25 protein-coding genes are annotated in these 26,532 nt (G+C 68.8%); 16 read left to right on the forward strand and 9 right to left on the reverse strand.

Annotation, left to right across the window (positions count from 1 at the left end; all coding sequences use genetic code 11):
* Window positions 1-40: 40 nt before the first annotated feature.
* A complete protein-coding gene (locus ACWPOC_RS09120) occupies window positions 41-520 on the forward strand; it encodes an AAA family ATPase (protein ID WP_225623737.1) in 480 nt (159 codons plus the stop codon).
* Here the strand turns inward: ACWPOC_RS09120 and ACWPOC_RS09125 are convergent.
* The gene (locus ACWPOC_RS09125) at window positions 517-1,557 is read right to left on the reverse strand and encodes an ABC transporter permease (protein ID WP_120281785.1); all 1,041 of its coding nucleotides are present in this window, start codon (window positions 1,555-1,557) and stop codon (window positions 517-519) included. The two genes, ACWPOC_RS09120 and ACWPOC_RS09125, sit on opposite strands and share 4 nt — an antisense overlap.
* Window positions 1,558-1,687: 130 nt before the next feature.
* Here ACWPOC_RS09125 and ACWPOC_RS09130 point away from each other — a divergent pair, with 130 nt between their 5' ends.
* The 3 genes from ACWPOC_RS09130 to ACWPOC_RS09140 all read left to right on the forward strand — a co-directional run bounded on the left by ACWPOC_RS09130 (window position 1,688) and on the right by ACWPOC_RS09140 (window position 5,248).
* The gene (locus ACWPOC_RS09130) at window positions 1,688-2,245 is read left to right on the forward strand and encodes a TetR/AcrR family transcriptional regulator (protein ID WP_455408435.1); all 558 of its coding nucleotides are present in this window, start codon (window positions 1,688-1,690) and stop codon (window positions 2,243-2,245) included.
* An 87-nt stretch (window positions 2,246-2,332) separates the two neighbouring features.
* The gene (locus ACWPOC_RS09135) at window positions 2,333-3,958 is read left to right on the forward strand and encodes a LuxR family transcriptional regulator (protein WP_120281783.1); all 1,626 of its coding nucleotides are present in this window, start codon (window positions 2,333-2,335) and stop codon (window positions 3,956-3,958) included.
* A 114-nt stretch (window positions 3,959-4,072) separates the two neighbouring features.
* Complete coding sequence (locus ACWPOC_RS09140) at window positions 4,073-5,248, forward strand: flavin-containing monooxygenase (protein ID WP_455408436.1); 1,176 nt, start codon at window positions 4,073-4,075, stop codon at window positions 5,246-5,248.
* A 25-nt stretch (window positions 5,249-5,273) separates the two neighbouring features.
* On the opposite strand, the gene ACWPOC_RS09145 is transcribed toward ACWPOC_RS09140, so the two are convergent.
* Window positions 5,274-7,037 (reverse strand): GNAT family N-acetyltransferase, encoded by a 1,764-nt coding sequence (locus ACWPOC_RS09145; protein WP_455408437.1) that lies wholly within the window; start codon window positions 7,035-7,037, stop codon window positions 5,274-5,276.
* A 55-nt stretch (window positions 7,038-7,092) separates the two neighbouring features.
* Between ACWPOC_RS09145 and ACWPOC_RS09150 the strand changes: the two genes are divergently transcribed.
* The gene (locus ACWPOC_RS09150) at window positions 7,093-7,872 is read left to right on the forward strand and encodes an alpha/beta fold hydrolase (protein ID WP_455408438.1); all 780 of its coding nucleotides are present in this window, start codon (window positions 7,093-7,095) and stop codon (window positions 7,870-7,872) included.
* A gap of 141 nt (window positions 7,873-8,013) precedes the next feature.
* Here the strand turns inward: ACWPOC_RS09150 and ychF are convergent, their stop codons facing one another.
* Together ychF and ACWPOC_RS09160 are read right to left on the reverse strand one after the other, a co-directional pair.
* The gene (ychF, locus tag ACWPOC_RS09155) at window positions 8,014-9,093 is read right to left on the reverse strand and encodes a redox-regulated ATPase YchF (RefSeq protein ID WP_016693933.1); all 1,080 of its coding nucleotides are present in this window, start codon (window positions 9,091-9,093) and stop codon (window positions 8,014-8,016) included.
* 36 nt (window positions 9,094-9,129) lie between these two features.
* A complete protein-coding gene (locus ACWPOC_RS09160) occupies window positions 9,130-9,603 on the reverse strand; it encodes a hypothetical protein (protein ID WP_455408439.1) in 474 nt (157 codons plus the stop codon).
* Between the two features lie 136 nt (window positions 9,604-9,739).
* On the opposite strand from ACWPOC_RS09160, the gene ACWPOC_RS09165 reads away from it, so the two are divergent.
* Window positions 9,740-10,957, forward strand: a complete 1,218-nt coding sequence (locus tag ACWPOC_RS09165) for an AI-2E family transporter (RefSeq protein ID WP_225623736.1) — start codon at window positions 9,740-9,742, stop codon at window positions 10,955-10,957.
* 7 nt (window positions 10,958-10,964) lie between these two features.
* Here the strand turns inward: ACWPOC_RS09165 and ACWPOC_RS09170 are convergent, their stop codons facing one another.
* Together ACWPOC_RS09170 and ACWPOC_RS09175 are read right to left on the reverse strand one after the other, a co-directional pair.
* The gene (locus ACWPOC_RS09170) at window positions 10,965-13,943 is read right to left on the reverse strand and encodes an AAA family ATPase (protein WP_455408440.1); all 2,979 of its coding nucleotides are present in this window, start codon (window positions 13,941-13,943) and stop codon (window positions 10,965-10,967) included.
* On the reverse strand, window positions 13,940-15,118 hold the full coding sequence (locus ACWPOC_RS09175) for a metallophosphoesterase family protein (protein ID WP_120281777.1): 1,179 nt from the start codon (window positions 15,116-15,118) through the stop codon (window positions 13,940-13,942). The genes ACWPOC_RS09170 and ACWPOC_RS09175 overlap by 4 nt, the downstream gene beginning before the upstream one ends.
* A gap of 77 nt (window positions 15,119-15,195) precedes the next feature.
* Between ACWPOC_RS09175 and ACWPOC_RS09180 the strand changes: the two genes are divergently transcribed.
* Together ACWPOC_RS09180 and ACWPOC_RS09185 are read left to right on the forward strand one after the other, a co-directional pair.
* The gene (locus ACWPOC_RS09180) at window positions 15,196-16,359 is read left to right on the forward strand and encodes a DNA recombination protein RmuC (RefSeq protein ID WP_120281776.1); all 1,164 of its coding nucleotides are present in this window, start codon (window positions 15,196-15,198) and stop codon (window positions 16,357-16,359) included.
* A 24-nt stretch (window positions 16,360-16,383) separates the two neighbouring features.
* A complete protein-coding gene (locus ACWPOC_RS09185) occupies window positions 16,384-17,283 on the forward strand; it encodes a DUF6542 domain-containing protein (protein ID WP_455408441.1) in 900 nt (299 codons plus the stop codon).
* 93 nt (window positions 17,284-17,376) lie between these two features.
* Here the strand turns inward: ACWPOC_RS09185 and ACWPOC_RS09190 are convergent, their stop codons facing one another.
* Complete coding sequence (locus ACWPOC_RS09190; protein ID WP_455408442.1) at window positions 17,377-18,375, reverse strand: 4-hydroxy-3-methylbut-2-enyl diphosphate reductase; 999 nt, start codon at window positions 18,373-18,375, stop codon at window positions 17,377-17,379.
* A gap of 100 nt (window positions 18,376-18,475) precedes the next feature.
* Between ACWPOC_RS09190 and ACWPOC_RS09195 the strand changes: the two genes are divergently transcribed.
* From ACWPOC_RS09195 to ACWPOC_RS09205, 3 genes are read left to right on the forward strand one after another with little or no spacing between them, the layout of a single operon-like run.
* Window positions 18,476-19,168, forward strand: coding sequence for a lipid droplet-associated protein (locus tag ACWPOC_RS09195; protein WP_455408443.1), 693 nt, complete (start codon window positions 18,476-18,478; stop codon window positions 19,166-19,168).
* Complete coding sequence (gene xseA / locus ACWPOC_RS09200) at window positions 19,165-20,430, forward strand: exodeoxyribonuclease VII large subunit (protein WP_455408444.1); 1,266 nt, start codon at window positions 19,165-19,167, stop codon at window positions 20,428-20,430. Before ACWPOC_RS09195 ends, xseA begins: the two co-directional genes overlap by 4 nt.
* Complete coding sequence (locus ACWPOC_RS09205) at window positions 20,427-20,690, forward strand: exodeoxyribonuclease VII small subunit (RefSeq protein ID WP_455408445.1); 264 nt, start codon at window positions 20,427-20,429, stop codon at window positions 20,688-20,690. The genes xseA and ACWPOC_RS09205 overlap by 4 nt, the downstream gene beginning before the upstream one ends.
* 96 nt (window positions 20,691-20,786) lie before the next feature.
* Here the strand turns inward: ACWPOC_RS09205 and ACWPOC_RS09210 are convergent, their stop codons facing one another.
* The gene (locus ACWPOC_RS09210) at window positions 20,787-21,356 is read right to left on the reverse strand and encodes a DUF4245 domain-containing protein (RefSeq protein WP_455408446.1); all 570 of its coding nucleotides are present in this window, start codon (window positions 21,354-21,356) and stop codon (window positions 20,787-20,789) included.
* 183 nt (window positions 21,357-21,539) lie between these two features.
* Here ACWPOC_RS09210 and glpX point away from each other — a divergent pair, with 183 nt between their 5' ends.
* The 3 genes from glpX to ACWPOC_RS09225 all read left to right on the forward strand — a co-directional run bounded on the left by glpX (window position 21,540) and on the right by ACWPOC_RS09225 (window position 24,765).
* Entirely contained in the window at window positions 21,540-22,574 is a 1,035-nt protein-coding gene (glpX, locus tag ACWPOC_RS09215) for a class II fructose-bisphosphatase (protein WP_016693944.1), read from the forward strand.
* Window positions 22,575-22,677: 103 nt separating this feature from the next.
* On the forward strand, window positions 22,678-24,093 hold the full coding sequence (locus ACWPOC_RS09220; RefSeq protein WP_160877125.1) for an aspartate ammonia-lyase: 1,416 nt from the start codon (window positions 22,678-22,680) through the stop codon (window positions 24,091-24,093).
* 543 nt (window positions 24,094-24,636) lie between these two features.
* On the forward strand, window positions 24,637-24,765 hold the full coding sequence (locus ACWPOC_RS09225; RefSeq protein WP_455408447.1) for a hypothetical protein: 129 nt from the start codon (window positions 24,637-24,639) through the stop codon (window positions 24,763-24,765).
* Between the two features lie 72 nt (window positions 24,766-24,837).
* Here the strand turns inward: ACWPOC_RS09225 and ACWPOC_RS09230 are convergent, their stop codons facing one another.
* A complete protein-coding gene (locus ACWPOC_RS09230; protein ID WP_455408448.1) occupies window positions 24,838-25,428 on the reverse strand; it encodes an LGFP repeat-containing protein in 591 nt (196 codons plus the stop codon).
* A gap of 161 nt (window positions 25,429-25,589) precedes the next feature.
* On the opposite strand from ACWPOC_RS09230, the gene ACWPOC_RS09235 reads away from it, so the two are divergent.
* The gene (locus ACWPOC_RS09235; protein WP_120281768.1) at window positions 25,590-26,012 is read left to right on the forward strand and encodes a limonene-1,2-epoxide hydrolase family protein; all 423 of its coding nucleotides are present in this window, start codon (window positions 25,590-25,592) and stop codon (window positions 26,010-26,012) included.
* Between the two features lie 91 nt (window positions 26,013-26,103).
* Complete coding sequence (locus tag ACWPOC_RS09240) at window positions 26,104-26,532, forward strand: carboxymuconolactone decarboxylase family protein (RefSeq protein ID WP_120281767.1); 429 nt, start codon at window positions 26,104-26,106, stop codon at window positions 26,530-26,532.

Below are 26,532 nucleotides of genomic sequence, written 5' to 3' on the forward strand. Positions count from 1 at the left end.
ATCGGTCTCGATGTCGGTGGCGGTGCGTACCGTCGGCCCGATGGCAGCGAACAGGACCCGAGTGTCTCGCGTCGTGATGATGTGCGGCCCGGCCGGTGCCGGTAAGACCACCTATGCCAAGCGCCTGGAGCGCGAGGGTTGGACGCGTCTGTCGTACGAGGTGGAGTTCTGGGATCGCGGGATCACGACCATGCCCTCCGCCGACGTGGTGGCCGAGGTATCAGCAGACCTGAAGGCGCGCTTGCTGCGCCATGTGGCAGCCGGGAACGATGTCGTGCTCGACTTCGGATTCTGGTTCCGGCGACAACGTGACGAGTTTCGCGCACTGCTCGCACCGCAGGGCATCGTGCCGGAGACCGTGTACATCGCGACGGAGCTCGAGACCATCCTGAGCCGGGTCGGCGACCGGCACGGGAGGTGGGCGGACGATTGGCCGCTGACCGAGCGGACGGCGACGGAGTACTTCGAGCGGTTCGAGCCGCCGACGCCCGAGGAAGGACCGCTCGAAGTAGTCCGCTAGGCCGTGACCTGCGCCGAAGGACGCTCTGTCGCTTCCTCACCCACCGCATGTCGCATGCCCACCGCGTAGAGCACGAGTCCCACGACGATCCACGTGGCGAGGGTCGACAGCGCGACGAATCCGCCGGCACCGTCGAAGTATGCCGCGGAGCGCACGAGGGTTCCGGCAGCACCCGGGGGAAGGATCTGACCGAAGGTACCGAGTCCGGACGGCAGCCATGCCGACGTCGTCGCGATACCGGCCAGCGGATTGCCGAGGAACATCATGGCCATCGCACCGATGGTGAACCCTTTGGCGCCGAAGGCCTTCTGGAGTCCGGCCAACGGGAGTGCAAGGGCGGCGATACCGAGGGCCATGGATCCCGCGACCGGCCAGAAGGTCGATCCGATGCTTCCGAACGCGAAGGTGAGGATGGACGCGACGACGATGCCACCGACGGCAGCGAAGACGAGCAGGCCGGTCAGGTACCAGCCGTCGCTGCGCGGCAGGATCTTCCGGAATGCGACGACCGGGACGATGCCACCGAAGACGAGCGGGAAGGCGAGACCACCGATGCCGATACCGGTGGGGTCGGATTCCGGCAACGGAACGACGTCCTCGACGGTCACGTCGGCCCCGAGTGCTCCGCCGACCGCCTGCGAGGTTCCGGCGAGCGAACCGGAGATGGCGGTCGAGCCCGCGCCGGCGACCAGCGTGCGGACGCCCGACTCGTCGACGACGAACCCTCCGATGACGTCGCGGTCGTGGATGGCGTCGCGCAGTTCCTGCTCGGAGGCGAATCGCTGCGAGGTGTAGGCGTCGGGGGCGGCCGTCGCGAGCGACGTCTCGAATTCTTCTGCCGCTGCAGAGGTTCCGACGATGCCGACCTGCAGGTCGTGCGGTCCGCTCTTCAGTGACGGCATGATGAAGACCAAGAGCATGAGCACGAGGATCACCCCGAGCCCGCACGTCATTCCCAGCACCGTCAGCGCGGGATGCGGCTTGCGCGCGGTGGAGTCACCCGCGTCGGGAACTGTCGTCGTAGCGGCGTCTGCCATCGCGTCTTCCTTGTCCGAACCATCGCTAAGTGGATGATTTTCCTCCACTTCTATCGGAGAATAATCCTCCGGTTAGGATGGACATGTCAAGCGAAGTTCCTCACAGCCCACTCCGGAAGGAAGGCAACCGATGCGTGCCGATGCCGCGAAGCGTCGTCAGCTGATCGTCCAGGAGGCGCGCCGGCTGTTCGCCGTCCACGGCAGCGACGTCGCGCTCGAGGCGGTCGCGGAGGCCGCCGGAGTCGGCATCGCTACCCTCTACCGGAACTTCGAGTCCCGGGCCGCGCTGGCCGACGAGGTCGCGCTGACGATCCTCGCCGACATGCGCGCAGCGGGCACCGAGGCCCTGGAGCGCGTCGGCTCCTCACCCGAGGACGCCTGGGTGGGCTACGTGCAACGGCTGGTCGAACTCGACCTGGGTGCACTCTCGGCCACCCTCGCCGAATTCGTGACCGACGAGATCTCCGAATCGGTGCGCGACGCCCAGGCGCAGACGCTCGCCGGGGTCGAGGAGCTGCTCGACGCGGTGCGATCCGCCGGCATCGTGCGCCCCGACCTCGACGCATTGGAACTGGTCCTGGCGATCGGCCTGATCACCCGTCCCTTACCCGACGCGATCCGTGCGGTGACCCCGGAACTCGTTCCACGATTGGTGTCGATCGTTCTGGCGGGCATGCGACCGTCGTGAGCCGCGCGCACACCGACGACCCTGCGTATCCGCGGGCGTAGGATCGCAATCAGCCGGTGTCGGCGGCGCTCGATCGCGGGAGCGAACATGGGCAGGTCGGCGGTCCTGGACCACGCGCGGGCAGCGTACCGCGCGCGCGAGTGGCCGCGTGCCCTGGACGGATTCCGCAGCGCCGACACACTCGCCGCCCTGTCCGCGGACGACCTCGATCTGTTCGCCCGAGCCGCGTACCTCGCAGGTCACGACAACGCCAGCGTCGCACTGTACGAGCGCGCCTTCGCCGCACATCTCGAAGCCGGCGAAACCGAGAGCGCGGGTATCAGCGCCTTCTGGTTGTGCTTCCTGTTGATGGGACGCGGTGAAGTAGCACGGGCCGGAGGTTGGCTGGAGCGAGCCCGACAGTCGGGTGTCCCGGACCGACCGGACTGCGCGACCAGCGGCTTCCTGATGATCCCCGGAGCAGTACAGCAGATGTACGCGAACCGGCCGACCGAGGCACTGCCGATCTTCACCGCAGCTCAGCGCATCGGACGGGCCTGCCACGATGCCGATCTCCTCGCTCTCGGTTCGCTGGGCATCGGACAGTGCCGAGTCCTGCTCGGCGACGTCGACGGCGGGCTGCGGACACTCGACGAGGTACTCGTCGCTGTCGGACTGGGCGAGGTCTCGCCCGTCGTCTCCGGACTGGTGTACTGCGCTGTCATCGAGACTTGTTACGGCACATATCATCTGCAACGGGCGAAGGAGTGGACTCAGGCCCTCGGCCGCTGGTGCGACGATCAGTCCGGACTCGTGCCCTTCCGGGGACAGTGCCTGGTCCATCGCGCCCAGATGCTGCAACTCGAGGGCGACTGGTCGCAGGCGATGGACCTCGCCCGCCTCGCACTGCAGCGACTGTCGGATCCGCCCGGTCAACCCGCGATGGGAATGGCCCTGTACGAGCAGGGCGAACTGCATCGTCTACGCGGTGAGTTCGCCGAGGCGGAAGCCGCCTACAGGTCAGCGGGCATGTACGGGCAGGAGGTACAGCCGGGTCTTGCTCTGCTGCGTCTGAGACAGGGCGACACCACCGCAGCGGTCGCCGGAATCCTCCGGGGTCTCGGCGAAGCCTCGAATCTCGACCGGCCGCGGATGCTCGCCGCCCACACGGAGATCGCGCTCGCCACCGGAGATGTCGCCGCAGCCCGGCGCAGCACCGACGAACTCGAGGCGCTGACCCGGACGCAGGACGCCCCTGCACTGGCAGCGATGGCCGACCACGCGCAGGGCTCGGTCCTGCTCGCCGAAGGTGACCCCTGCGGCGCCCTCGAACGGCTGCGGCGATCCGGCAGGCGATGGCGTGACCTCGGTGCACCCTACGAACGTGCCCGGGTACGAGTGCTGCAGGGTCGATGCTGCGCCGCACTCGGCGACGACGATGACGCCCGGCTCGAATTCGACTCGGCAGCATCGGTCTTCCACGATCTGCACGCGTTGCCGGATCTGCGTGAGCTCCGCGGTCCCGAACTCGCCGACGCACCGAACGGGCTGACGCCCCGGGAGGTCCAGGTGTTGCGCGCCGTTGCCACGGGCAAGACGAATCGAGCCATCGCCCACGAGTTCGTCATCAGCGAGAAGACGGTGGCCCGGCACCTGAGCAACATATTCACCAAGCTCGAGGTGTCCTCACGAGCGGCAGCGACGGCCTACGCGTACGAGCATCGCCTGCTCTGACTGGGTAGAACTGCCCATACGCTGCCACCTTCGATTGCACACTCCTCCCGACGCGGCCGAGGGGCGGCAGTGCCTAACGTCGTCGGTGTAGTTCCCTCACCTCGGGGAGTCGTCATGACCGTCCACAGCGCACCCCAACAGATCGACACCGTCGTCGTCGGCGCAGGTCAGGCAGGCCTGTCCGCCGGTTACCATCTGGCCCGTCGTGGCCGTCCGTTCCTCATCGTCGACACGTACAGACGCATCGGCGACAACTGGCGCTGCCATTGGGACTCGCTACGCCTGTACAGTCCCGCCGGCTACGACGGACTGCCCGGCATGTCGTTCCCGGGCGACCCGCACCGCTCCCCCACCAAGGACGAGCTCGCCGACTACCTCGAGTCCTACGCCTCCCGATTCGATCTGCCCGTACTCGGTAACACCCGGGTGCGCCGACTCTCCCACGACGGTGACCGGTTCGCCCTCGACTGCGGCGACACGCGGATCGAGGCGAACAACGTCATCGTGGCCACGGGCACGTTCGGTCGAACCCCACGCGTCCCCGACTTCGCTTTCGAACTGGATCCCGGCATCGTGCAGTTGCATTCGAGCGAATATCACGATCCGTCGCAGTTGCGTGACGGTCCGGTGCTCGTGGTGGGAGCCTCTCATTCCGGCAGTGAGATCGCCTACGAGCTGGCGGCGTCCCATCCGACGATCCTGTGCGGACGCGACACCGGGCAGTTGCCGGTGCGCGTAGACAGTCCCGCGATGCGCGTGTTGTTCCCGATCCTGTGGTTCGCGTGGGGCCATGTGCTGTCCGTGCGTACCCCGATGGGACGACGGGCTCGCGAGGACGAACGGCGTCACGGCGCGCCGCTGCTGCGAATCCGCCGGCGGGAGCTGGCCGCACGCGGCGTCACCCGGATCACCGAGCGGGTGACCGGCGTGGCCGAACTCCGCCCCGCACTGTCCGACGGCCGGATTCTCGACGTGACGAATATTGTGTGGTGCACCGGATTCCGCCAGAACTACAACTGGATCGACCTACAGGTGCTCGACACGGATGGCTGGCCGCGCGAGGAACGCGGCGTGGTTCCCTCGGTGCCCGGCTTGTACTTCACCGGTCTGTGCTTCCAGTCGTCGTTCCGGTCGATGCTCGTCGGCGGGGCCGGCGCGGACGCGGAGTACGTCGTCCGTCATCTCGTCGCACGCGGCGCACCCACGTCCACCGGAACGGATCCGGATCGGCACAGGACGCGCTACACGACGATGCGGAGCTCCAGCGCGTCGCCGTCGGCCACGACGTAGTCCTCGGCCATCGAGTCGGCCGACGTCAGAGCGCCCGTTCGAGTCCAACCTGGGTGCAGCCGTAGCCGAGCCGCGCCCCGAACATCCGAGCCCGCTCATCGGACGCGTCCACCGCGATCTGCGCGAGCGTGGCACCCCGGTTCCGGCCGTGATCGTGGGCCCACTCGAGCATGGCTGTGCCGATGCCGCGGGAACGTTCGGACGAGGCGACCCGGATTCCTTCGACGAGCAGGTGGGTGGCACCGCCACGGAACAGACCCGGCACGATCGTCAACTGCATCGTGCCGACGATCCGGCCGACCTCGTCGCGCACCACCGCGAGGTAGTGCGAGGGGTCGCGGGCGACGGCGTCGTAGGCCTCTTCGTATCGGGCGAGTTCCGCACCGTCGCAGGGGGTCTGCTCGTCGTCGGAGAGCAATGCGGCGATCGCCGCTACGTCGGATCGATCGGCACGTTGAACCCGATAGCTACTGTCGCCCAACCGGATCTGCCCGCCGACCGATTCGCGGGCGCGGGCCTGCAACCGGGCGATGAGCAGGTCCAGCCAGCCACCGACGTGCCGTCGAGCCTCGACGGTATCGGGATAGCGGCACCGCAGGTGCAGACCCGAGTCGTCGAGGATGAACCACAGCATCACCCCGTCGGTGCGGATGGTCGCGCCGACGTACTGCGCCTCGAGGCCGGTGGCGTCGACCCGGACGGGAAGCCTGCGCAGATCCAGCCAGGAGATCGCGAACATGCCCGGGACCTCCGGCATACCGCCCCACGGGCGCAGGATGTCCTCGAGGGGCCAGGATCCGAGCCGGACCGCCTCCTTGACGGCGTCCGCGGCCGCGCGAGGTTCGGGGACGGACGATTCGAGCACCGAATTGGTGATGAACCAGCCGACGGAGTCGTGCCAGGTGGCGTCGTACCGGCTGTGCACCGGGAACACCGACCGCAACGGGGCTCCGGCCAGTTCGAGGGTCACCTCGGTCATGGCCGCGACCACCAGTGCGAGGGTGGACACCCCGTCGTCCTTGGCCTGGGAGGAGAACGCGGCGCTGTCGTCGACGTCGAGCACGTCGCGCACCTCCACGCGTTCGCGTTGGAAACTCGCCACTCCGAGGGAGAGCGGGAAGCGCGGCATCACGTCACCGCTGGCGGCGAGCACCTCGGCCCAGCGCTCGTGGACTTCGGCGGGTGCGGCCGGACGGTCCTGCAGTGCCCGGGTGTGTTCCGCGAAGGCCGGTGTCGGCGACAGGGACGGTTCCCGTCCCGCGCGCACGGCGGCGAGGGCAGCGAGCAGGTCGCGGGCCATCACCAGCATCGACCACATGTCGACGTGCGAGTGATCGGCGGCCACCACGACGGTCGGTTCCGTAGCGGTCTCGAGCACGCATAGTCGGTGCGACGGCCGATTGTAGGGCGAACATGCGCTGTCGAGGACGTCCCGGAGGGCGTCGTTGACGGCCTGACCGGGGCCGATCGGATGTTCGACCCAGCCGCCCGGACGGATCTCGGCCTCGTGCAGACGCGGCTCACCGTCGTCGCCGTGGGTGAACACCGAGCGCAGGGTGCCGTGCCGCGCGATCACCGCCAGCCACGCGGCCGCGAGGTCGTCGGGCGAGACCGGCTCGAACAGACGGAAGGACAGAGCCATCCAGGAGCCGGGACGATCGCCTGCGCCGACGTGCCGCCGCTGGTCGAACGACACGGGAAGCGCCCGGCCGAGCCCCGCGACGGTGACGTCGTAACCGAGCAGTCGGCCGAACGGCAGGCGCAGGTGCGCCACATTTGTCAGCCGCATGCCGGGTATCCTAGGCGCCTTCTCCAGCAACTGCTTTCCGACATCGGGAGACGACGTGCCGACCTTCAGTGTGCCGGGGGCCGAACTCGACGTGGAGCTGAGCGACGAGGGTGGGCACCCGATCGTCCAGCTCCACGGCCTGACCTCGAGCCGCCACCGCGACCGTCTCATGGACCTCGACCTGGGCCGCGGTCTCAGCGGCACCCGACTGCTGCGCTACGACGCGCGGGGACATGGTCACTCGACGGGGCGTGCGGTGCCGGAGGACTACCGCTGGCCGGTGCTCGCCGACGACCTGCTGCGGCTGCTCGATCACTACTTTCCCGGAGAGCGGGTGCACGGGGTCGGGCCGTCGATGGGCACCGGGACCCTGCTGCACGCGGCGGTGAAGGATCCGGAGCGGTTCAGCAGCCTCACGCTGTTGGTGCCGGCGACCGCCTGGACCACCCGCGCCGCGAAGGCCGCCGAGTACCGGGCCGCCGCCGATCTCATCGAGCAGCAGGGACTGGCGGCGTTCCTCATGCGCGATCTGAATGCACCACGTCCACCGGCCACCGTCGACGCGCCGGAGACCGTCCCCGACGTCACCGAAGAACTGCTGCCGTCGCTGTTCCGGGGCGCCGCGCTGAGCGACCTACCCGATCCGGAGGCCGTGTCCGGCATCGACGTCCCGGTGACGGTGCTGGCGTGGATCGATGATCCCGCCCACCCGGTGTCCACGGCGGAGGCGCTGGTGGGTCTCCTCCCCCACGCGAAGCTGGAGATCGCGCACACCCCGGCCGATCTCGCACAGTGGCCGAGCATCCTCTGCGAGGACGTCGCCCGGCACGGTTGATTCCGTCGGCATGCCGGGCAGTTCCTGCTGCGGCTACGGAATGGGGAGTGCCGAAACGATTTCGGTGTTCCCGACCCCGTATATCGAGGTCGGGAACACCGAAATGCGGATGACTACGGAGGAACGCCCCGATGTCGTTCGTCAGACGTTGAAGCGGAACTCCACCACGTCGCCGTCGGCCATGACGTAGTCCTTGCCCTCCATGCGGACCTTGCCCTTGGCCTTCGCCTCGGCCATCGAACCGGCCGCGTCGAGGTCGGCGAACGAGACGATCTCGGCCTTGATGAAGCCGCGCTCGAAGTCGGTATGGATCACGCCGGCCGCCTTGGGAGCGGTGTCGCCCTTGCGGATGGTCCAGGCACGCGATTCCTTCGGCCCCGCCGTCAGGTAGGTCTGCAGACCGAGGGTGTGGAAACCGGCGCGCGCGAGCTGCTTCAGACCTGCCTCGGTCTGGCCGATGGACTCGAGCAGCTCCATCGCCTCGTCCTCGTCGAGCTCGAGGAGCTCGGACTCGACCTTGGCGTCGAGGAAGACGGCGTCGGCGGGTGCGACGGCCTTACGCAGCTCCTCCTTGCGCTCCTCGTTGGTGAGGACGGCCTCGTCGGCGTTGAAGACGTACAGGAACGGCTTGGCGGTGAGCAGGTGCAGGTCGCGCAGCAGCTCGCCCTTCACCTCGGCCTGGGCGGAGAAGATGGTGCGGCCGTCCTCGAGGATCGCCTGCGCCTTCTTCGTCTCCTCCAGCTGAGCGACGAGTTCCTTGTTCTTCCGGGACTCCTTCTCGAGCCGCGGCAGTGCCCGCTCGATCGTCTCCAGGTCGGCGAGGATCAGCTCGGTCGCGATGACCTCGATGTCGGCCATCGGGTCGACCTTGCCCTCGACGTGGACCACGTCGGGATCGTCGAAGACGCGCACGACCTGGCAGATGGCGTCGGCCTCGCGGATGTTGGCGAGGAACTTGTTGCCCATGCCCTCGCCGGCGGAGGCACCCTTGACGATGCCGGCGATGTCGACGAACGACACCGTGGCCGGAAGGATGCGCTCGGAACCGAAGATCTCGGCGAGCCGGTTCAACCGCGGATCGGGCAGTTCGACGACGCCGACATTGGGCTCGATGGTGGCGAACGGATAGTTCGCTGCCAGCACATCGTTCTTGGTCAGCGCATTGAACAGCGTCGACTTGCCGACGTTGGGAAGACCGACGATTCCGAGGGTAAGGCTCACGGAATCGGTATTCTACGCGGCCGCCCGCCGCTCATTTCACCCGCACGCCACCCGCACCAGTTGCGCGATGCGCGCAGCCTGGTCCTCGTCGGGCACGGTCGATCCGTTGGTCGCGACCTCCTGGACCTTCGCGTTCACTTCCTGGTCGGACGCACCCTCGTCGATGAGCGGACAGGTCTCGGTGACGATGGACTCGATGTCCTGCGTCTCCCGGTCGGCCGACAGCTGCGGATAACCGGTACGGAAGGCCGCGACGAAGACGTCGAGCTTCGCCTCGTCGAAGATGTCGCCGGCCCGCTCGGCCGCGCTGGACGCGATGCTCTGCACCGACGAGATGGCACCCTCGGCCTGCTCTTGAACGCTCGTAACGGCGACATCCGCCGACGACCGCACGTCCTCGTTGCTGGAAGTGTCGTCGGAGCTGCACGCGGTGAGCGCGAAAGTGGCTGCGACCGCCACGGCCGCCGCAGGTACACGCAGGCGTCGGGTCGGGCTCGTTCGGTTCGTCACGTTTCGAGGATGCCACGGCCGGGGACCCTTCAGCGCCGTTTCCGGCGTGTCGTCCGGACCACGCGCGGCGCTCGGTGACCGTAGATTGGCGACTGTCGATCGGTATCGAGCTCGATACATGTCGGAAGGACCGTCGTTGACCGAATCGAAGACCGCGCCCAGCGGAAACAGCAGTGGGAAGCCGTCGGCGAAGCCCGACCGCGGAAGCCTGCTGGGCACGGGCGGAATCTGGCTCGCCAAGTGGTCGGCCTGCCTGGTCGTCATCGCCGCCGGTGCGGTGGTGATCGGCTGGATCATCGAGAAGATGTGGGTGATCGTGCTGCCGGTCGCCCTCGCGATCGTCGTCTCCACGATCCTGTGGCCGCCCACCCGCTTCATGACCAAACGCGGCGTTCCTCCGGCTGCTGCGGCCGGCCTGACCCTCGTGATGTTCTTCGCGATCGTCGGCGGCATCATCGCCGGCATCGTCCCGTCGGTGGTCTCCCAGATGCCAGACCTGGCCAACAAGGCCACCGAAGGCATCAACACCGTGCAGGAATGGGTGAAGGGACCCCCGATCAACCTGCGCGACGAACAACTCGACAACGCCGTCCACGCGGTGGTCGAGCGGGTGCAGGGCAGTGCCGCCACCATCGCGGGCGGTGTCTTCTCCGGTGTGAGCACGGCGGGCTCACTGCTCGTCACGCTCGCTCTCGTCCTCGTGCTGACCTTCTTCTTCATCAAGGACGGCCCGCGCTTCGTGCCGTGGCTACACCGTGTGAGCGGCGGCCGCGCCGGACGTCACCTCGAAGCGGTACTCGGCCGCATGTGGGACACGCTGGGCGGGTTCATCCGCACGCAGGCCTTGGTGAGCTTCATCGACGCCCTGTTCATCGGTATCGGCCTGCTGATCCTCGGAGTCCCGCTCGCACCCGTGCTGGCGATCCTGACCTTCATCGGCGGATTCATTCCCATCGTCGGTGCGTTCGTCGCCGGTGCGCTGGCAGTGCTGGTCGCACTCGTCGCCAACGGTTTCACGACCGCGATCATCGTGCTGGTCCTCATCATCGCGGTGCAGCAGATCGAGGGGAACGTGCTGCAGCCGGTGCTGCAGTCGCGGTCGATGAACCTGCACGCAGCCGTGGTGCTGCTCGCGGTGACGGCCGGATCGTCACTGTTCGGGATCATCGGTGCGTTCCTGGCGGTGCCGGTCGCGGCGGTGGCCGCGGTGGTCATCCGCTACATCGGCGAACAGATCGACGAACGCGCCAGTGATGGCGACGACGACGAGACGAAGGCACTCCCGGCTCCGGGCGACACCTCCGTGCCCGATCCGAAGCCGGCCTCTCCGGCACCCGCCGCCTCCGAGGACTGAGAGGCGGTCAGCTCGCGACGCGGACGGTGGATCCCGAGCGGCCACGGATGACGTGCAGCCTGCTCGGGATCCGCTGCCGCATCTCGTCGACGTGACTGACCACGCCCACCACACGGCCTCCCGCGCGCAGTTCGTCGAGCACACCCATGACGGCTTCGAGGGAGTCGGCGTCGAGTGAACCGAACCCTTCGTCGATGAACATCGTGTCGAGTACGAGCCCACCGGCCTCTGCGGCGACGACGTCGGCGAGGCCGAGGGCGAGCGCGAGGGACGCCTGGAAGGACTCGCCGCCCGACAGCGTCTTCGTCGATCGCACAGCCCCGGTGTACTCGTCGTGGATGTCGAGACCGAGACCGCCACGACGACCCCGGCTCTCGGCCGCGTCGGAGTGCACGAACTCGTAGCGACCGCCGGACATTCTGCGCAGGCGTTCGGAGGCGGCGTCGGCAACCTCCTCGAGTCGCGCCGCGAGCACGTACGAGCGCAGCGACATCTTCTTGGCGTTCGACCCCATCCCCGCGACGACGTCGGCGAGCGCGGCGAGTTCGGCGTGTTCGTCGAGCAGCGGGGCCAGTTCGGCGCAGGCACGCTCGAGTCGGCGGGTGTAGTTCTCGATGTCGAGGTGCCGGCGCTCGGCCTCGGTGGCCGCACTCAGGGCCGCTTCGACCGCGGCGGCACCGTCGTCCACCACCGCGCGCGCGACCGTCACGTCGGCGACCTCGTCGCCGGTGAGCGCCGCGATCGCCGGGTCGTTCAGCGTGGAGGTGGCCACCGCGCGTTCGTCGTCGGCGGCGCGCAGGACGCGGTCGATCTCGGCGAGTCGCTCGGGCGTCCGGACGGCCGCGCGGGCACTGTCGAGCTCGGTGAAGCCTGCCTCGGCGGCTGCGGTGCGGGCGTCGGCGGCGCGTTCATCGGCGGCCGTGCGCGCCTGGAGGGCTGCGGTGCGAGCATCGAGCAGTGCAGTGGCCGCGGCGGACAGTGCCGCGACCGTCTTCCGTCGCGGGGCGAGCAGGTCGAGGTCGCCGACGGCCTCGACGATGCGCTCGCGGATCTCCGTGATCTCGGCTGCGCGGACCGCGTCCTCGCGGGCGAGCTCGGACAGTTCGGCGTCGAGCCGCTTCTCCTGTTCGGCCAGCACCGTGTCGAGCTTGCGCAGATCCTCGACCGCCGCGCGCAGGTGGTCGAGCCGACCGGCGACGGTGGCGGCCTCGTCGTGGGCGCGGACCGCCTCGGCGTGGGCGGTGGTGAGCTCCGCGAGTTCGGCATCGCCGCAACGCTGCCGGAGGACGGCCACGATCCCGGAGAGTTCGGTGACGGCCTCGCGTGCTTCGCTCAGCGCGGCGGCGGCGCGTTGCTCGGCGGCGTGGGCGCGTTCCTCGTCGGCCTTCGTCGCGGTGTCGGGCGTCGGGCGGGCAGGCTCGGGATGCTCGGTGGACCCGCAGACCGCGCACGGTTCGCCGTCGGTGAGACGTGCCGCGAGTTCGGCGGCCATCCCGTCGATCCGGCGCTGCCGGATGTCGAGGTGCGCGTCGCGCGCGTCGTTGAATTCGGAGTGCAGTTGCAGCACCCGGGTTTCGAGTCGTTCGAGTTCGGTTCGGCGCGAAGCGAGTTCGGTGGCGGCGTCAAGTGCGTCGGCGGCACGGTCGCGCGCGGTGGACAGGCCCGGGAGCATCGCGGCTGCGCGCTCGGCCTCGGCGACCGCATCGGCGGCGGCGGTCGACCGCTCGGGCAGCGCGGCACGTTCGTCGATCACCTGCTGACGCTCGTCGGTGAGAGCGCGGTGGCGCCCGACGAACTTCTCGCGGTCTGCCTCGAGCTCGGCGAGACGACGTCGGCGATCGAGCAGCACGTCGAGACGCGCTGCCTCCGAGGACCATTCCTCGCATCGAGGACGGATGACGTCGCGGTCGGTGGTGGACGGCGTCGGCCCGACAGCGTCGAGGAGATCGCGTCCTTCGTCGTCGCTCCGAAGCGGCGCAGCGGCCGTCTCGGCGCGCGCTGCGGCGGCATCGGCCTCGCGTGCGAGACGGTCGGCCTCCCGATCGACGACCGCGACGCTCACCGCGCGATGCGCGGCGTCGCGTTCGGCCGTCAGGGCGACGCGCTGCGACTGCGTCTGCTCGAGTTCGGCGAGGACGTTCAGGGCGTCGCGGCGACGGCGGAGTCGGTCGGCGAGAGCGACGGTCTCGTCGAGCCTGCGCCGGTTGGACTCGTCGACGGCGCGGACGCGCGACAGGGCCGCGGCGGCGTCGTCGCGGTTCTCCGCGGCCTCGGCGAGCAGGCGGCCCGCCCACTCCACCGGGTCGGCATCGGCGCCCGCTTCGATCCCGGCGGACGCAGCCACCTTCGCCGCGAGGACTTCGACCTTCTTCTGTTGCTCGGCAAGCAGTTTCGTTCCGGCACCGCGGCGGTCGCGGAGCCACTGCTCGAGGTCGCCGAAACGGGTGGTGTCGAACAGACGCTCGAGCAGCCTGCCGCGCTCTTCGCTGTTCGCGCGCAGGAACCGGGCGAAGTCGCCCTGTGGAAGGAGTACCACCTGGAAGAACTGTTCGGCGCTCATCCCGAGCAGCGACTTGACGACGTCGCCGATCTCCTGGGCGCGCGACAGGTTCTCCCCCGACCCGTCGAGCCACGTGAGATTCGCCTTGGCATTCTGTTTGATCGTGCCGGTGCCGCGCTTCTTCGGGCGTTCGAACTCGGGGCTGCGTTCGATGGACAGGCGGCGCCCCGCGATGGTCGCCTCGAGCCGGACCGTCGGCACGGCACCCACCCGCGCGTGGTCGGACAGCAACCGGCGCCCTTCGGAGCGAGCCCCGGGGACGGTGCCGTAGAGCGCGAACGCGACCGCGTCGAGGATCGACGTCTTGCCCGCGCCCGTCTGGCCGTGCAGCAGGAACAGCCCGTCGGCGCCGAGCTCGTCGAAGTCGATCTCGACGGTGTCGGCGAACGGACCGAAGGCCGTGATCTCGAGGTGGTGCAGTCTCATGCGGGCACGTCCGTCCGCCACTGCGTGTCGGTCTCGTCGCCGATACCGCGACGACGGTCGACCTCCCTCAACGCTTCGTCGATCCAGCCGCGCTCGCGCTCGGACGGTTCGGAACGCACGTCGGTGAGGAACGACGCGGCGACGTCGCGATCGCTGCGACCGCGCACCTTGTCGCGATAACTGCCCTCCGTGGACCCGGCCGGTCGCTGCCATTCGACGTGCACGGCGTACGGGAACCGCTCCTGCAGGCGACGCATGGCGTCGAGCGGGCGGGTCGCGTCGGTCAGCACCGCGGAGACGTAGTGCTCCTCGACGGCGGCATGGGCCGGATCGGCGAGCAGGTCGTCGAGTCCGCCTTCGAGACGGGTCAATTCGCGGATCACCGGGAGATCGACGCGCTCGACGGACGCCGCACCCGAGGCGTCGAGGTCGACGACGAAGACCGCCTTGCGGTGCGAGCGCTCGCCGAAGGAGTACGGCAACGGCGATCCCGAGTACCGGACCGTCTCGCTCACCGTCTGCGGGGAGTGCAGGTGACCCAGCGCGACGTAGTCGGCACCGTCGAACGACGACGCGGCCACCGTTTCGACTCCGCCGACGGAGATGGACCGCTCGGAGTCGCTGGGCTCGCCACCGACGACGAAGGCGTGGGCCAGGACGACGGTGCGGCCGTCGCGACCCGCGGCATCGGCGCGCACGCGTTCCATCGCCGCGTCGAGGATCTGCTGGTGCGAGCGGGCCTCGGGGACGCCGAGCTCGGCGCGGGTGATCTCGGGCTCGAGATACGGGATGCCGTAGAAGCAGACCGGGCCGTGCTCGTCGTGCAGGACGACGGGGCTGTCGATCTGCGACACGCGGGTGATCAGGTGCAGACCACCGTGCGCGGCGAAGGCGGCACCGGCGCCGAGACGGACCGGCGAGTCGTGGTTGCCGGAGGTGGCGACGATGATCGCCCCTGCCTCACGGATGGCCTCGAGACCGGCGTTGCACACGGCCACCGCGTCGGAACTCGGGATCGACCGGTCGTACACGTCGCCCGGCACGACCACCACGTCGATCCCGCGTTCGGCCACCAGATCGGCGATGGCCCGCAGCGCACGCGCCTGGTCGGCGAGCAGGTCGACCCCGTGGAAGGTGCGGCCGATGTGCCAGTCGGAGGTGTGCAGGATCCGCATGGGACAGACGGTAGAGGAGGGGACCGACATCCCCGGGTGTCGGGTGGATGTCGTATCGATCAGGCATCATCCGCCACATGACAGCACTCACGGCACTCGGCCTGCTCGTCGCGCTCGGTCTGGGGGTGGTGCTCGGCTGGCTGTTGCGGGCTTCCCGCGACGGCGAACGCGCAGCCCGTGCCGAGGCGCAGCTGGCAGCCCTGCGCGACAACGAGGAGCAGCTGCGTCAGTCGCTGGCCGCGGTGAGCGAGGACGCCGCGCGTCGGCAGTCCGGTGCCATCGGCGACCAGGTGTCGCGGCTCGTCGGCCCGTTGAACGAGGCCGTGGGAGCGCTGGCCCAGCAGGTCGAGCACGTCGAACGCAACCGCGTGCACGCCTACGCCGGGCTGAGCGAGCAGGTCGAGGGCATGCACCGCGCGTCGCAGCTGCTGTCCACGCGCACCCAGCAGCTGGTCACCGCGCTGCGTGCGCCGCAGATCCGCGGACGATGGGGTGAGATCCAGCTCGAACGCGTCGTCGAACTCGCCGGGATGGTCCGGCACTGCGACTTCGACACCCAGGTGAGCAAGGACGGAGTACGGCCCGACCTGCTCGTCTACCTCGCCGGCGGCAAACAGATCGTCGTCGACGCCAAGGTGCCTTTCGCCGCCTATCTGGATGCCGCCGAGGCCGAGGAGCCCGACGAGCGCGATCGGCACCTCACGCGCCACGCACGTCAGTTGCGTACCCATATCGATCAACTGGCGGCCAAGGCCTACTGGGAGTCGTTCGACCCGACGCCCGAGTTCGTCGTGCTGTTCGTGCCGGGCGATCCGTTCCTCGACGCCGCGCTGGGTGCCGATCCCGATCTGCTCGAGCACGCCTTCGCCCGGAACGTCATCCTTGCCACACCGACCACGCTCGTCGCGTTGCTGCGCACGATCGCGCACACCTGGCGGCAGGAGGCGCTCTCCCGCGACGCCGCGACCATCCACCGATTGGGCCGTGAGCTGTACCAACGGCTCGGCGTGGTCGGTTCCCACCTCGATCGGCTCGGCAACCAGCTCGGCAAGGCCGTCGATTCGTTCAACATGACGGTCTCGTCGATGGACACCCGGGTGGGCGTGACGGCCCGCAAGCTCCACGACCTGGAAATATTCGACGGTGCGGTGCCCGAGGTGCAGCGTGTCGACGCGTGGCCGCGGCGCAGCACTCTGGCAGAAAGAGCAGTGGCGGACGGTCCTGTCGACGAAGCGAGCTGACATCGCCACGCTAATGTCTACGTTGTGTCTGCAACCCAACGTGCACGTTCGGCGGTGCCGCTCGACATGCGGTCGTTGGTGCCTACGGTGCCCGGTGTGCCCTGGTGGGGTGCCGTGGCGATCGCAGCCGGAACGACGCTTCTCGGGGTGCTGCTCGACAGCGCACGCGGGAACGAACTGACCTCTGCGTTCACTGTCTTCTACGTGCTCGGCTGCGTCGCGGCCGCGGTGGCGGTGCGCTATCGCGGACTGTTCACGGCCATGGCCCAGCCGCCTCTGCTGCTGCTCCTCGCGGTGCCGATCGGTCAGGAGATCGTCTCCTCCGACAGCACCGGCGGATTGAAGGATCTCGCACTCAACGTCGCCTATCCGCTGGTGAACCGTTTCCCGGCGATGCTGGTGGCGACACTCCTGGCACTGGCCATCGGCGGTTTCCGGATCTTCGTGACCCGACAGAACACGGGGGTACGGGCCCGGGCGCCGCGCGAGCGGGCGAAGCCGCGGGCAGCGAAGGCCGGAACCGCGAAGGAGCGCCCGGCCCGCGCCGCCGGCGACCGGCCGAACCGCGCTGCGAACGACCGTCCGACCAGGCGTGCGGCCCGGGGACGACCGGCGGCGGCCACCCCTGCGGACGCACCTCGCACCGCCGCGGGCCGCGGGACGCCGGCTGCGAAGGCGTCGGTCCGGGAGGTCGCCGACACCCGCCCCCGTCGCCGCGTCCGTCCCGAATCCCCGGCCGCCGAGCAGCCCGCTCCCCGGCGTGCCCGCGCTCCCCGGCCTGCGGAGCCGGTGCAGCCGGAGGTCCGCGAGCCGCGGCGCCGTCCGGCACCCGACCCGGAGACCGGTCGACCGGCGCCCTCCCCCGCACCCACGCAGGGCTACGAGCCTCCGCGCGTGAGGTACCGCGACCGCTACGAGGACTGACCCATACGACGAAGACGACCGGTCACCTGCCGATTCACGGCGGTGACCGGTCGTCTTCGCTCTACGGACCTACAGCTCTACGGAACTACCGTGTCAGCGACGCGACGCGCGCAGTTCGCGCGGCAGGGCGAACACCAGGGTCTCGTTGGCGGTCGTCACCGACTGCACGTCGTGGAAGCCGCGCTCGTCGAGGAACTGGACGACGCCCTGCACGAGGATCTCGGGAACCGACGCACCGGAGGTGATGCCGACGGTCTCGACACCCTCGAGCCAGGCCGGATCGATCTCCTTGGCGTAGTCGACCAGGTGCGCTGCCCGGGCACCCGCACCGAGGGCCACCTCGACGAGCCGCACGGAGTTCGACGAGTTCCGCGACCCCACGACGATCACCAGATCGCACTCGGGCGCCATCGCCTTCACCGCGACCTGGCGGTTCTGGGTGGCGTAGCAGATGTCGTCGCTCGGCGGATCCTGCAGCTGCGGGAACTTCTGGCGCAGGCGCTGCACGGTCTGCATCGTCTCGTCGACGCTGAGGGTGGTCTGGGACAGCCAGATGACCTTCGACGGATCGCGCACGGTCACCGAATCGACGGCGTCGGGGCCGTCGACGAGCTGCACGTGATCGGGGGCCTCACCTGCGGTGCCCTCGACCTCCTCGTGGCCCTCGTGACCGATGAGCAGGATGTCGAAGTCGTCGCGGGCGAAGCGCTTGGCCTCCTGGTGGACCTTCGTCACCAGCGGACAGGTCGCGTCGATGGTGCGCAGCTGCCGGGCAGCGGCCGATTCGTGGACCGCGGGCGACACACCGTGCGCCGAGAACACGAGCACGGCCCCCTCGGGCACCTCGTCGGTCTCTTCGACGAACACCACACCGCGGTCGGCGAGGGTGTCGACGACGTGGCGGTTGTGCACGATCTCCTTGCGGACGTAGATCGGCGCACCGTACTTGTCGAGCGCCTTCTCGACAGTTTCGACGGCGCGGTCGACGCCGGCGCAGTAGCCGCGCGGCTCGGCGAGCAGGACGCGCTTTCCGGAGGTGGAGGGACCGGCGGACCGTGTGATCCCGACTTCGAGAGGAACAGGCGCAGACATACCTCCAGAGTACGGGGCGCGTGGGAGTAGGGCTTTCCAGCTCGCAGCCGACGTGCTCCCCCGGCTACCAATCACGCCGATCATCGGGCAGTCTTGGGGCATGATCCGTCCACCGTTCCTGGCACGGGTGGCTGCCGGCGTTGCTGTCACCGCGTACGAAGAGACCCTCAAGCTGCCGAGCACAGCCGTTTCGTTGCCGATGACGACGGTGAGCCAGATCCTGCAGACGACGATGCGAGTGCAGCAGGTCATGACCTCGCTCGCCATCAAGGGCGACCAGTTCTTCGAGATCTTCGGAGCAGAGCCCGCCGAGACCGCACAATGGGCGACCTTCGACGACGACGGCTCGACCCCCTCGGACGAGGCAGCGACCTCGACGAACAGCGCCTCGAACGGCGCTCCCGGCCGGTTCGCCCTGTACTCGATCCCGCCGGCGACCGAGGCCGATGCACCCGTGGCCGAGCAGGCCGCACCGGTGAAGGCCGGTACCGCGACGACGAAGGGCCCCGCGAAGAAGGCGGCAGCGAAGAAGACCGCTCCGAAGAAGGCCGCCGACGCCGAGGGCACGAAGATCGGTGAGACCACGGACACGAAGGTCGCCACCGGCAACCGTTCCGGGATCGTCGAATACCTCGACTACGACTCGTTGACCCTCGCTCAGCTGCGTGCCCGCCTGCGCGCACTGTCGGTGGACGAGCTCACAGCCTTGCTCGAATACGAGAATGCTCACGCCGCGCGTACTCCGTTCGTGACGATGCTGTCGAACCGGATCACGAGCGCGCGTAACAAGTGACGGCCGGACAGAACGCGGCACGCCCGAACTCCGCGGAGCAGCCCTGGCCCGTCCGCACCGTGGCGCAGAAGGTCGCCGGGTGGATCGACAAGCTCGGCACCATCTGGGTCGAAGGGCAGATCACCCAGATCAACGCCCGCCCCGGGACGCGGACGGCGTTCTTGACCCTGCGCGACCCGTCGGTGGACATGTCCCTGCAGGTGACCTGCTCACCACAGTTGTTGCAGCAGTCGGGGATTCCGCTCACCGAGGGCAGCCGCGTGATCATGTTCGGGAAGATGACCTTCTGGCCCGGACGCGGCAGTCTCGCGCTGCGGGTCACCGAGATCCGGGCCGTCGGTATCGGTGAACTGCTCGCGCGGCTCGAACGACTGCGCGCGTTGCTCGCGGCCGAAGGTTTGTTCGACCCGCGGTTGAAGCGCCCTCTCCCCTTCCTGCCGCGCCGCGTCGGCCTGGTCACCAGCCGCGGCAGCGCGGCCGAACGCGACGTGTTGTCGGTCGCGCAGCGTCGCTGGCCGGCCGTGCAGTTCGACGTCCGCCACGCAACCGTGCAGGGCCCGACCGCGGTCACGCAGCTCATCGACGCCCTCGAAGCGCTCGACAAGGACCCGGATGTCGACGTGATCGTCCTCGCCCGCGGCGGCGGCAGCGTCGAGGATCTGCTGCCCTTCTCCGACGAGGCGCTGTGCCGCGCGATCGCCGCGTGCACGACCCCCGTGGTCAGCGCGATCGGCCACGAGCCCGACAGTCCGCTCTGCGATCACGTCGCCGACCTGCGGGCTGCGACCCCGACCGACGCCGCGAAGCACGTCGTACCCGATGCGGTCGCCGAACTCGATCTCGTCGACGAGCTGAGGACACGGTCGGCGGCGGCACTGCGCAACTGGGTCCGGCGCGAGGAACACGTGATCGCACAGTTGCGCGACCGTCCCGTCCTGGCCGATCCGTTCCGCGATCTCGACCGGCGGAACGAGGAGATCGAGCGACTGCAGCACGCGGCACGGCGCGACGTCACGCGACTGATCTCGTCGCAGTCGTCGACGCTCGAACACCTGCGGGCACGGTTGGCGACCCTCGGACCCGCGGCGACCCTGGCGCGTGGCTACGCCGTGGTCCAGCGGATCGTGCCGGGCAGCGCCCCCGAAGTGGTACGCACACTCGACGAGATGCCCATCGGCACCCAGCTGCGGGTGCGCGTGGCGGACGGCGCGGCCCGCGCCGCCGTCATGGGACACGAACGACAAGGAAGATCAGGACAGTGACGAACGTGGGAACCGACGACGCCAACGCCGATGTGCGGGAGTTCGGCTACGAGCGAGCTCGGGACGAACTCGTCAACGTCGTGAAGATGCTCGAGCAGGGCGGACTCGACCTCGACGACTCGTTGCAGCTGTGGGAGCGCGGCGAGGCGCTCGCGAAGCGCTGCGAGGAACACCTCGCCGGTGCCCGCGAACGCGTCGAGCAGGCGCTCTCCCTCGCGGACGACGAGGACGACGACGAGTACGAGGACGACGAGGACTGACCTCGCTCGAGCCCGAGATCAGCGTTCGACCGATCCGACCCGGATCAGCGTTCGACCGATCCGACCCGGATCAGCGTTCGACCGATCCGACCCGGATCAGCGTTCGAGCGGTTCGGCCCTGCCCGCGGCGGTCGCCAGGGTGGTGAACTCGGCCTCGTCGCCGGAGCCACCGATCAGGATCCGCACGTCGCCGAAGTCGGACACCCAGAGTGCTTCGACGCCCTCGCCTCCGTAGACCACCCAGTCGTGGCCCTCGACGGAGCGGGTGTCGGTGGCGGTGCGGGCACCTCCGGCGACGAATCGCACCAGTTCGTCCTCACCGGCATCCGATTGGGTGAAGCGCACGTAGCGACCTGCGGGGGTGATGAAACCGACGGTGCTCGAATCACCGCCCTGGTTACCGGAGACGATGCTGCGGCTACCGGAGTTGGGCTGCCAGTCCTCGGGCACCTCGGGTTGGCGGATCGGGAATCCGAGCTCCGCCGCGTCGTACTTCAGGCCGGCATCGATGTCGAAGCTCGGCACCGGACCCGCCGTGGGTCCACCGGGCTTGAACTCGCACTGGCTGGCGATCGCCGCGATGAAGAGAATCAGCACGAGCAGCGGGATCAGCGACCACGCCATATCGCGACCGTCTTGCAGGATGCGAGGTTTCTTGGATGCCACCCGTCCAGTCTGACAGCTACGAAACAGCCATGTTCAGGCCGGGCGGGTCCGACAGCCCACACCATCGGCCGTGATGAGACAATAGCCACGCGACACACACGGATCGTGCGGGCGCCCTCGGCGCCCGCTTCCTCTGCCGGCGCAACCCGCGTCGACCGAAAAGTCTCCAGGAGGCAGTAGCCCATGACGGCCAGCACCCCACGCCGCGAAGCTCCGGACCGCAACCTCGCGCTCGAACTGGTCCGCGTCACCGAGGCCGCGGCGATGGCGGCCGGCCGGTGGGTCGGACGCGGCGACAAGGAAGGTGGCGACGGCGCCGCGGTCGACGCGATGCGGCACATGGTCAGCTCCGTGTCGATGCAGGGTGTCGTCGTGATCGGTGAGGGCGAGAAGGACGAAGCGCCCATGCTGTACAACGGCGAGGAGGTCGGCAACGGCGACGGTCCGCTGTGCGACGTCGCGGTCGACCCGATCGACGGCACGACCCTCATGTCGAAGGGCGCTCCCGGCGCGATCGCGGTGCTCGCCGTGGCCGAGCGGGGCGCGATGTTCGACCCGTCCGCCGTGTTCTACATGGAGAAGATCGCCGTCGGCCCCGAGGCCGCCGACGTCATCGACATCACCGCCCCGATCGCGGAGAACATCCGACGCGTCGCGAAGGCGAAGAACATCGCGCACGCCGACCTGACCGTGACGATCCTCGACCGTCCGCGCCACGCGCAGATCATCAAGGAGGTGCGCGAGGCGGGTGCCCGCATCCGTCTGATCTCCGACGGCGACGTCGCCGGCGCGATCGCCGCTGCACGTCCGGGTTCGGGTGTCGACATGCTGCTCGGCATCGGCGGTACCCCCGAGGGCATCATCGCCGCGGCCGCGATGCGCTGCATGGGCGGCGCGCTGCAGGGCCGCCTGGCACCGAAGGACGACGCCGAGCGCCAGAAGGCCATCGACGCCGGACACGATCTCGACCGCGTCCTCACCACCACCGATCTCGTCACCGGCGAGAACATCTTCTTCTGCGCGACCGGCGTCACCGACGGTGAGCTGCTCCGCGGCGTCCGCTACTCCGCCGGTGGCGCGGAGACGCAGTCGATCGTGATGCGCAGCAAGTCCGGCACGGTCCGCATGATCGAGGCGTACCACCGCCTGCAGAAGCTGAGCGAGTTCTCGTCCATCGACTTCCACGGTGTCGCCGGCTCGCCGCCGCCCATGCCCTGATCCTCACCGCACTGATCCAAGCGATCGTTCCGAGGAGGGGCACTGCACCGAGTTCTGGTGCAGTGCCCCTCCTCGTTCGTTCCGGCGGCATAACGTGGAGGACATGACCGACACCGAACAGTCTTCTCAGCAGTTCCGTATCGAACGCGACACGATGGGCGAGGTCCAGGTTCCGGTCGACGCCTTGTGGCGCGCCCAGACGCAGCGCGCCGTGGAGAACTTCCCGATCTCGGGCCGTGGACTCGAACGCGCACAGATCCGCGCGCTGGGTCTGCTCAAGAGCGCGTGTGCCCGGGTGAACAAGGACCTGGGTCTGCTCGACCCCGACAAGGCCGACGCGATCGTCGCGGCCGCCGATGCCATCGCCGCGGGTGAGTACGACGACCAGTTCCCGATCGACGTCTTCCAGACCGGTTCGGGCACGAGCTCGAACATGAACACCAACGAGGTCATCGCGTCGATCGCCGCCAAGACCGGCGTCACGGTCCACCCCAACGACGACGTCAACATGTCGCAGTCGTCGAACGACACCTTCCCCACCGCGACGCATGTCGCCGCGACCGAGGCGACAGTCAAGGATCTGATCCCCGCCCTCGAGCATCTGCACGGTGCCCTCGACGAGAAGGCGAAGGAGTGGCGTACGGTCGTCAAGTCGGGCCGCACCCACTTGATGGATGCGGTCCCGGTGACCCTGGGCCAGGAGTTCGGTGGTTACGCCCGACAGATCGAGGCCGGGATCGAACGCCTCCGCGCAACCCTCCCCCGCCTCGGCGAACTGCCGATCGGCGGTACCGCGGTAGGCACAGGCCTCAACGCACCGGCGGATTTCGGTCCGCGCGTCGTGGCCGTGCTCGTCGAAACCACGGGGCTCGACGACCTGCAGCGGGCCCGCGACAGCTTCGAGGCGCAGGCCGCACGTGACGCGCTGGTCGAGGTGTCCGGCGCGCTGCGAACCGTCGCCGTGTCACTGACGAAGATCGCCAACGACATCCGCTGGATGGGATCCGGCCCGCTCACGGGTCTGGCCGAGATCCAGCTCCCCGATCTGCAGCCCGGTAGCTCGATCATGCCGGGCAAGGTCAATCCCGTTCTTCCCGAAGCGGTTACGCAGGTCGCCGCACAGGTGGTGGGCAACGACGCCACCGTGGCGTGGAGCGGTGCGGCCGGGGCGTTCGAACTCAACGTCTACATCCCGGTGATGGCCCGCAACGTCCTCGAGTCGATTCGTCTGCTCGCCAACGTCTCCCGACTGTTCGCCGATCGCTGCATCACCGGACTGGTGGCGAACGTCGAACATCTGCGCACGCTGGCGGAGTCGTCGCCGTCGATCGTCACTCCCCTCAACTCCGCGATCGGATACGAGGAGGCGGCCGCTGTCGCCAAGGAGGCGTTGAAGGAGAAGAAGACGATCCGTCAGGCCGTCGTGGACCGCGGCCTCGTCGGCGATCGCCTGAGCGAGGAGGAACTGGACCGCCGCCTCGACGTCCTGGCGATGACGCGGGTGGACGAGGAGTCCTGACACGCAGGGCCCCGACCCCGCCTGCATCCGCTACATGTTCGGCCATCCTCTACGGCAATTTGCTGTAGAGGATGGCGAAAACGCGAGCGGATAGCGAGGACTCAGCGAACCTGCACCGCACACACAGCACGGACCGTCCCGAATCTCGCATTTCGGGACGGTCCGTTCTTGTAGTTGACCAATCGATCGTCAATACTGTTAGCATTACCTAAGTCCGCGGACCTCGGTTCGCGGATCTTCGAATATCTCTGTCACCCAACGCATTCGCGTCGGGATTTTCGTGCCTGTTTCAGGCCTGCCCTTTCTCGAGGAGAAAATCATGGGATCGATCGAGTCTCTGCTCTCGACCAGCCAGCTGCTGGCCTCGCTGACGCACCTGTTCGGCGTCATCTCCGGCTCGCTCGGACTCTGATCCGCATCCGGCCCTGATCAGGGCCGACATCCGTAGGCCGGATCCCCCGCCCGGCTCCCGCCTCGCCGTGTCCGAGGCACATCCCGATTCCGCCCTCGCCTTTCGGCGTGCGCAAAAACTGGAGGTACACAATGGGTTCCATCGAAACTCTCGCCCTGATCCCGCTCGGCAGCATCGACCTGATCGGTGCCGGCGCGGTCGACGCGATCACCAACACCCTCAATGTTCTCGGCATCGTGTTCGGCGGCCTGTTCTCCTGAACCACACCCGAGACGGTCGACGGTTCGAGCGGCATTGCTGCTCGAACCGTCGACGCATGTCCGGACGTCACCTCACTCCTGGACCACCTCGGTCCCGGCGCCGGGCGCCCAGGTGATGTAACCGAACTGGAAGTTGCTCCGCGCACCGTCGGGGGTCTGTTCCTCGTCGGTGATCGGGAAGCCCAGATCGCCGCCGGCACCGCCCGCGGCCTCCCAGGCCGTGCGGATCTCACCCCACACGATGTGGGAGTCGGTGTCGGGGCTCCACGCGATGATGCCGCCCTCGAACTCCGCGACGTAGCCGTCGCCGACCTCCTCCTGCTGGCCGGTCGCGGCACCGAGCGGGCTGGACGCACCGCCGACCTCGTCGTACTTCTGCAGGATCGGCCCGCTGAGTTCGACCTGCTCGCCGTCCGGTCCCGGCACCGCACTGGACTGATCCGCCGCTGGCTCCTCGGCTTCGGGCGAATCGTCGCCCTGCGTGATCGATTCGACGGCGCTCTCCGCCTCGGACGCCATACTCTCCGCGGCGGACTGGACCGCGCTGGTCGCGCTGCCCACCGTTTCCTCCGCCGACTGGTCGTCGCTGCAGCCCGCGACCACCAGCCCGACCGCCGCTGCGGCCGCCACCAACGCTGCTCTGCGTCGGGGAATTCGATTCATCGGTTCGCTCCTGTCACTCGAGAGGACGGGTACCTGATCTCAGGGTGCCCGACTCCTCCGCGACACAACCCGGTTTCCGGTGATTCCGTGACGTGCACGAATCCACCCCATCCCCGGCATCCTGCCATTACCATGCGACGCAGCCGACGCCGAGGAGAACGATGAGCACACAGACCGCCACCGCGCAGGACGCCGTCGCCACGGTGACCGATTTCCTGGAGGCAACGGCCGCCGAGGACATCGACCGCGCCGCCTCGCTGATCACCGACGACATCGCGTGGCACAACACCTGGCTCCCCACCATCCGCGGCGGCGCCCGGGTCCGGAAGATCCTCGCAGGTCTCGCGCGACCTTCGATGGGCTTCGGCGTCGTCGTCCACCACATCGCGGCCGACGACGACATCGTGCTCACCGAACGCACCGACATCCTGCGCTTCGGCCCGGTGCGCATCGAGTTCTGGGTGTGCGGCACCTTCGAAGTGCGTGACGGACGGATCGCCGTGTGGGACGACCACTTCGACGTCCTCACCTTCCTCCGGGGAACCGTCGTGGGCGTCCTGCGCGCCGTGCTGCGTCGCTCCTGACGCTCCTCACCCCACCGCTCCCCTGAGGGCGCCCGCATAGAATCCGTTCGTCGCCGAACCGTTCGGCGACGGATCAGCAGGGAGCGATGACATGTCCGACGCCGAGCACACTCCTGGATTCACGACGGGTCTGGAGATCCGGCGCGAAGTGATGGGTGACGACTTCGTCGAGCGGGCATTCGAGCGTTCCCGCGGCACCGACTCCGAGGCGATGCAGGAGTTCGTGACCGAGCACGCCTGGGGTGCCGTATGGTCGCGTCCCGGCCTGGACCGGCGCAGCCGCAGCCTGCTCAACCTCGGCATGCTCATCGCGCTGCGCGCCGAGAACGAGCTGCGCGGACACGTCCGCGGAGCCCTGCGCAACGGGCTCGGCCGCACAGAGATCGTCGAATCCGTCATCCACTGCTCGGCGTACTGCGGCGCCCCCGCCGGACTCGCTGCGATGCGCGTGGTCCAGGAAGTACTCGAGGCCGAACTCGGCCCCCTCTCCGAGGACACCGACGCCTCCGACGAGGCCTGA

The sequence above is a fragment of the Rhodococcus sp. 5G237 genome (assembly GCF_053764735.1).

Bases quoted from the DNA above. Each gene is read 5' to 3' on its own strand.
- ACWPOC_RS09120 (WP_225623737.1), top strand. From the start codon at position 41: ATGGCAGCGAACAGGACCCGAGTGTCTCGCGTCGTGATGATGTGCGGC.
- ACWPOC_RS09125 (WP_120281785.1), bottom strand. From the start codon at position 1,557: ATGGCAGACGCCGCTACGACGACAGTTCCCGACGCGGGTGACTCCACC.
- ACWPOC_RS09130 (WP_455408435.1), top strand. From the start codon at position 1,688: ATGCGTGCCGATGCCGCGAAGCGTCGTCAGCTGATCGTCCAGGAGGCG.
- ACWPOC_RS09135 (WP_120281783.1), top strand. From the start codon at position 2,333: ATGGGCAGGTCGGCGGTCCTGGACCACGCGCGGGCAGCGTACCGCGCG.
- ACWPOC_RS09140 (WP_455408436.1), top strand. From the start codon at position 4,073: ATGACCGTCCACAGCGCACCCCAACAGATCGACACCGTCGTCGTCGGC.
- ACWPOC_RS09145 (WP_455408437.1), bottom strand. From the start codon at position 7,037: ATGCGGCTGACAAATGTGGCGCACCTGCGCCTGCCGTTCGGCCGACTG.
- ACWPOC_RS09170 (WP_455408440.1), bottom strand. From the start codon at position 13,943: ATGAGACTGCACCACCTCGAGATCACGGCCTTCGGTCCGTTCGCCGAC.
- ACWPOC_RS09175 (WP_120281777.1), bottom strand. From the start codon at position 15,118: ATGCGGATCCTGCACACCTCCGACTGGCACATCGGCCGCACCTTCCAC.
- ACWPOC_RS09180 (WP_120281776.1), top strand. From the start codon at position 15,196: ATGACAGCACTCACGGCACTCGGCCTGCTCGTCGCGCTCGGTCTGGGG.
- ACWPOC_RS09190 (WP_455408442.1), bottom strand. From the start codon at position 18,375: ATGTCTGCGCCTGTTCCTCTCGAAGTCGGGATCACACGGTCCGCCGGT.
- ACWPOC_RS09195 (WP_455408443.1), top strand. From the start codon at position 18,476: ATGATCCGTCCACCGTTCCTGGCACGGGTGGCTGCCGGCGTTGCTGTC.
- glpX (WP_016693944.1), top strand. From the start codon at position 21,540: ATGACGGCCAGCACCCCACGCCGCGAAGCTCCGGACCGCAACCTCGCG.
- ACWPOC_RS09220 (WP_160877125.1), top strand. From the start codon at position 22,678: ATGACCGACACCGAACAGTCTTCTCAGCAGTTCCGTATCGAACGCGAC.
- ACWPOC_RS09225 (WP_455408447.1), top strand. From the start codon at position 24,637: ATGGGTTCCATCGAAACTCTCGCCCTGATCCCGCTCGGCAGCATCGAC.
- ACWPOC_RS09230 (WP_455408448.1), bottom strand. From the start codon at position 25,428: ATGAATCGAATTCCCCGACGCAGAGCAGCGTTGGTGGCGGCCGCAGCG.
- ACWPOC_RS09235 (WP_120281768.1), top strand. From the start codon at position 25,590: ATGAGCACACAGACCGCCACCGCGCAGGACGCCGTCGCCACGGTGACC.
- ACWPOC_RS09240 (WP_120281767.1), top strand. From the start codon at position 26,104: ATGTCCGACGCCGAGCACACTCCTGGATTCACGACGGGTCTGGAGATC.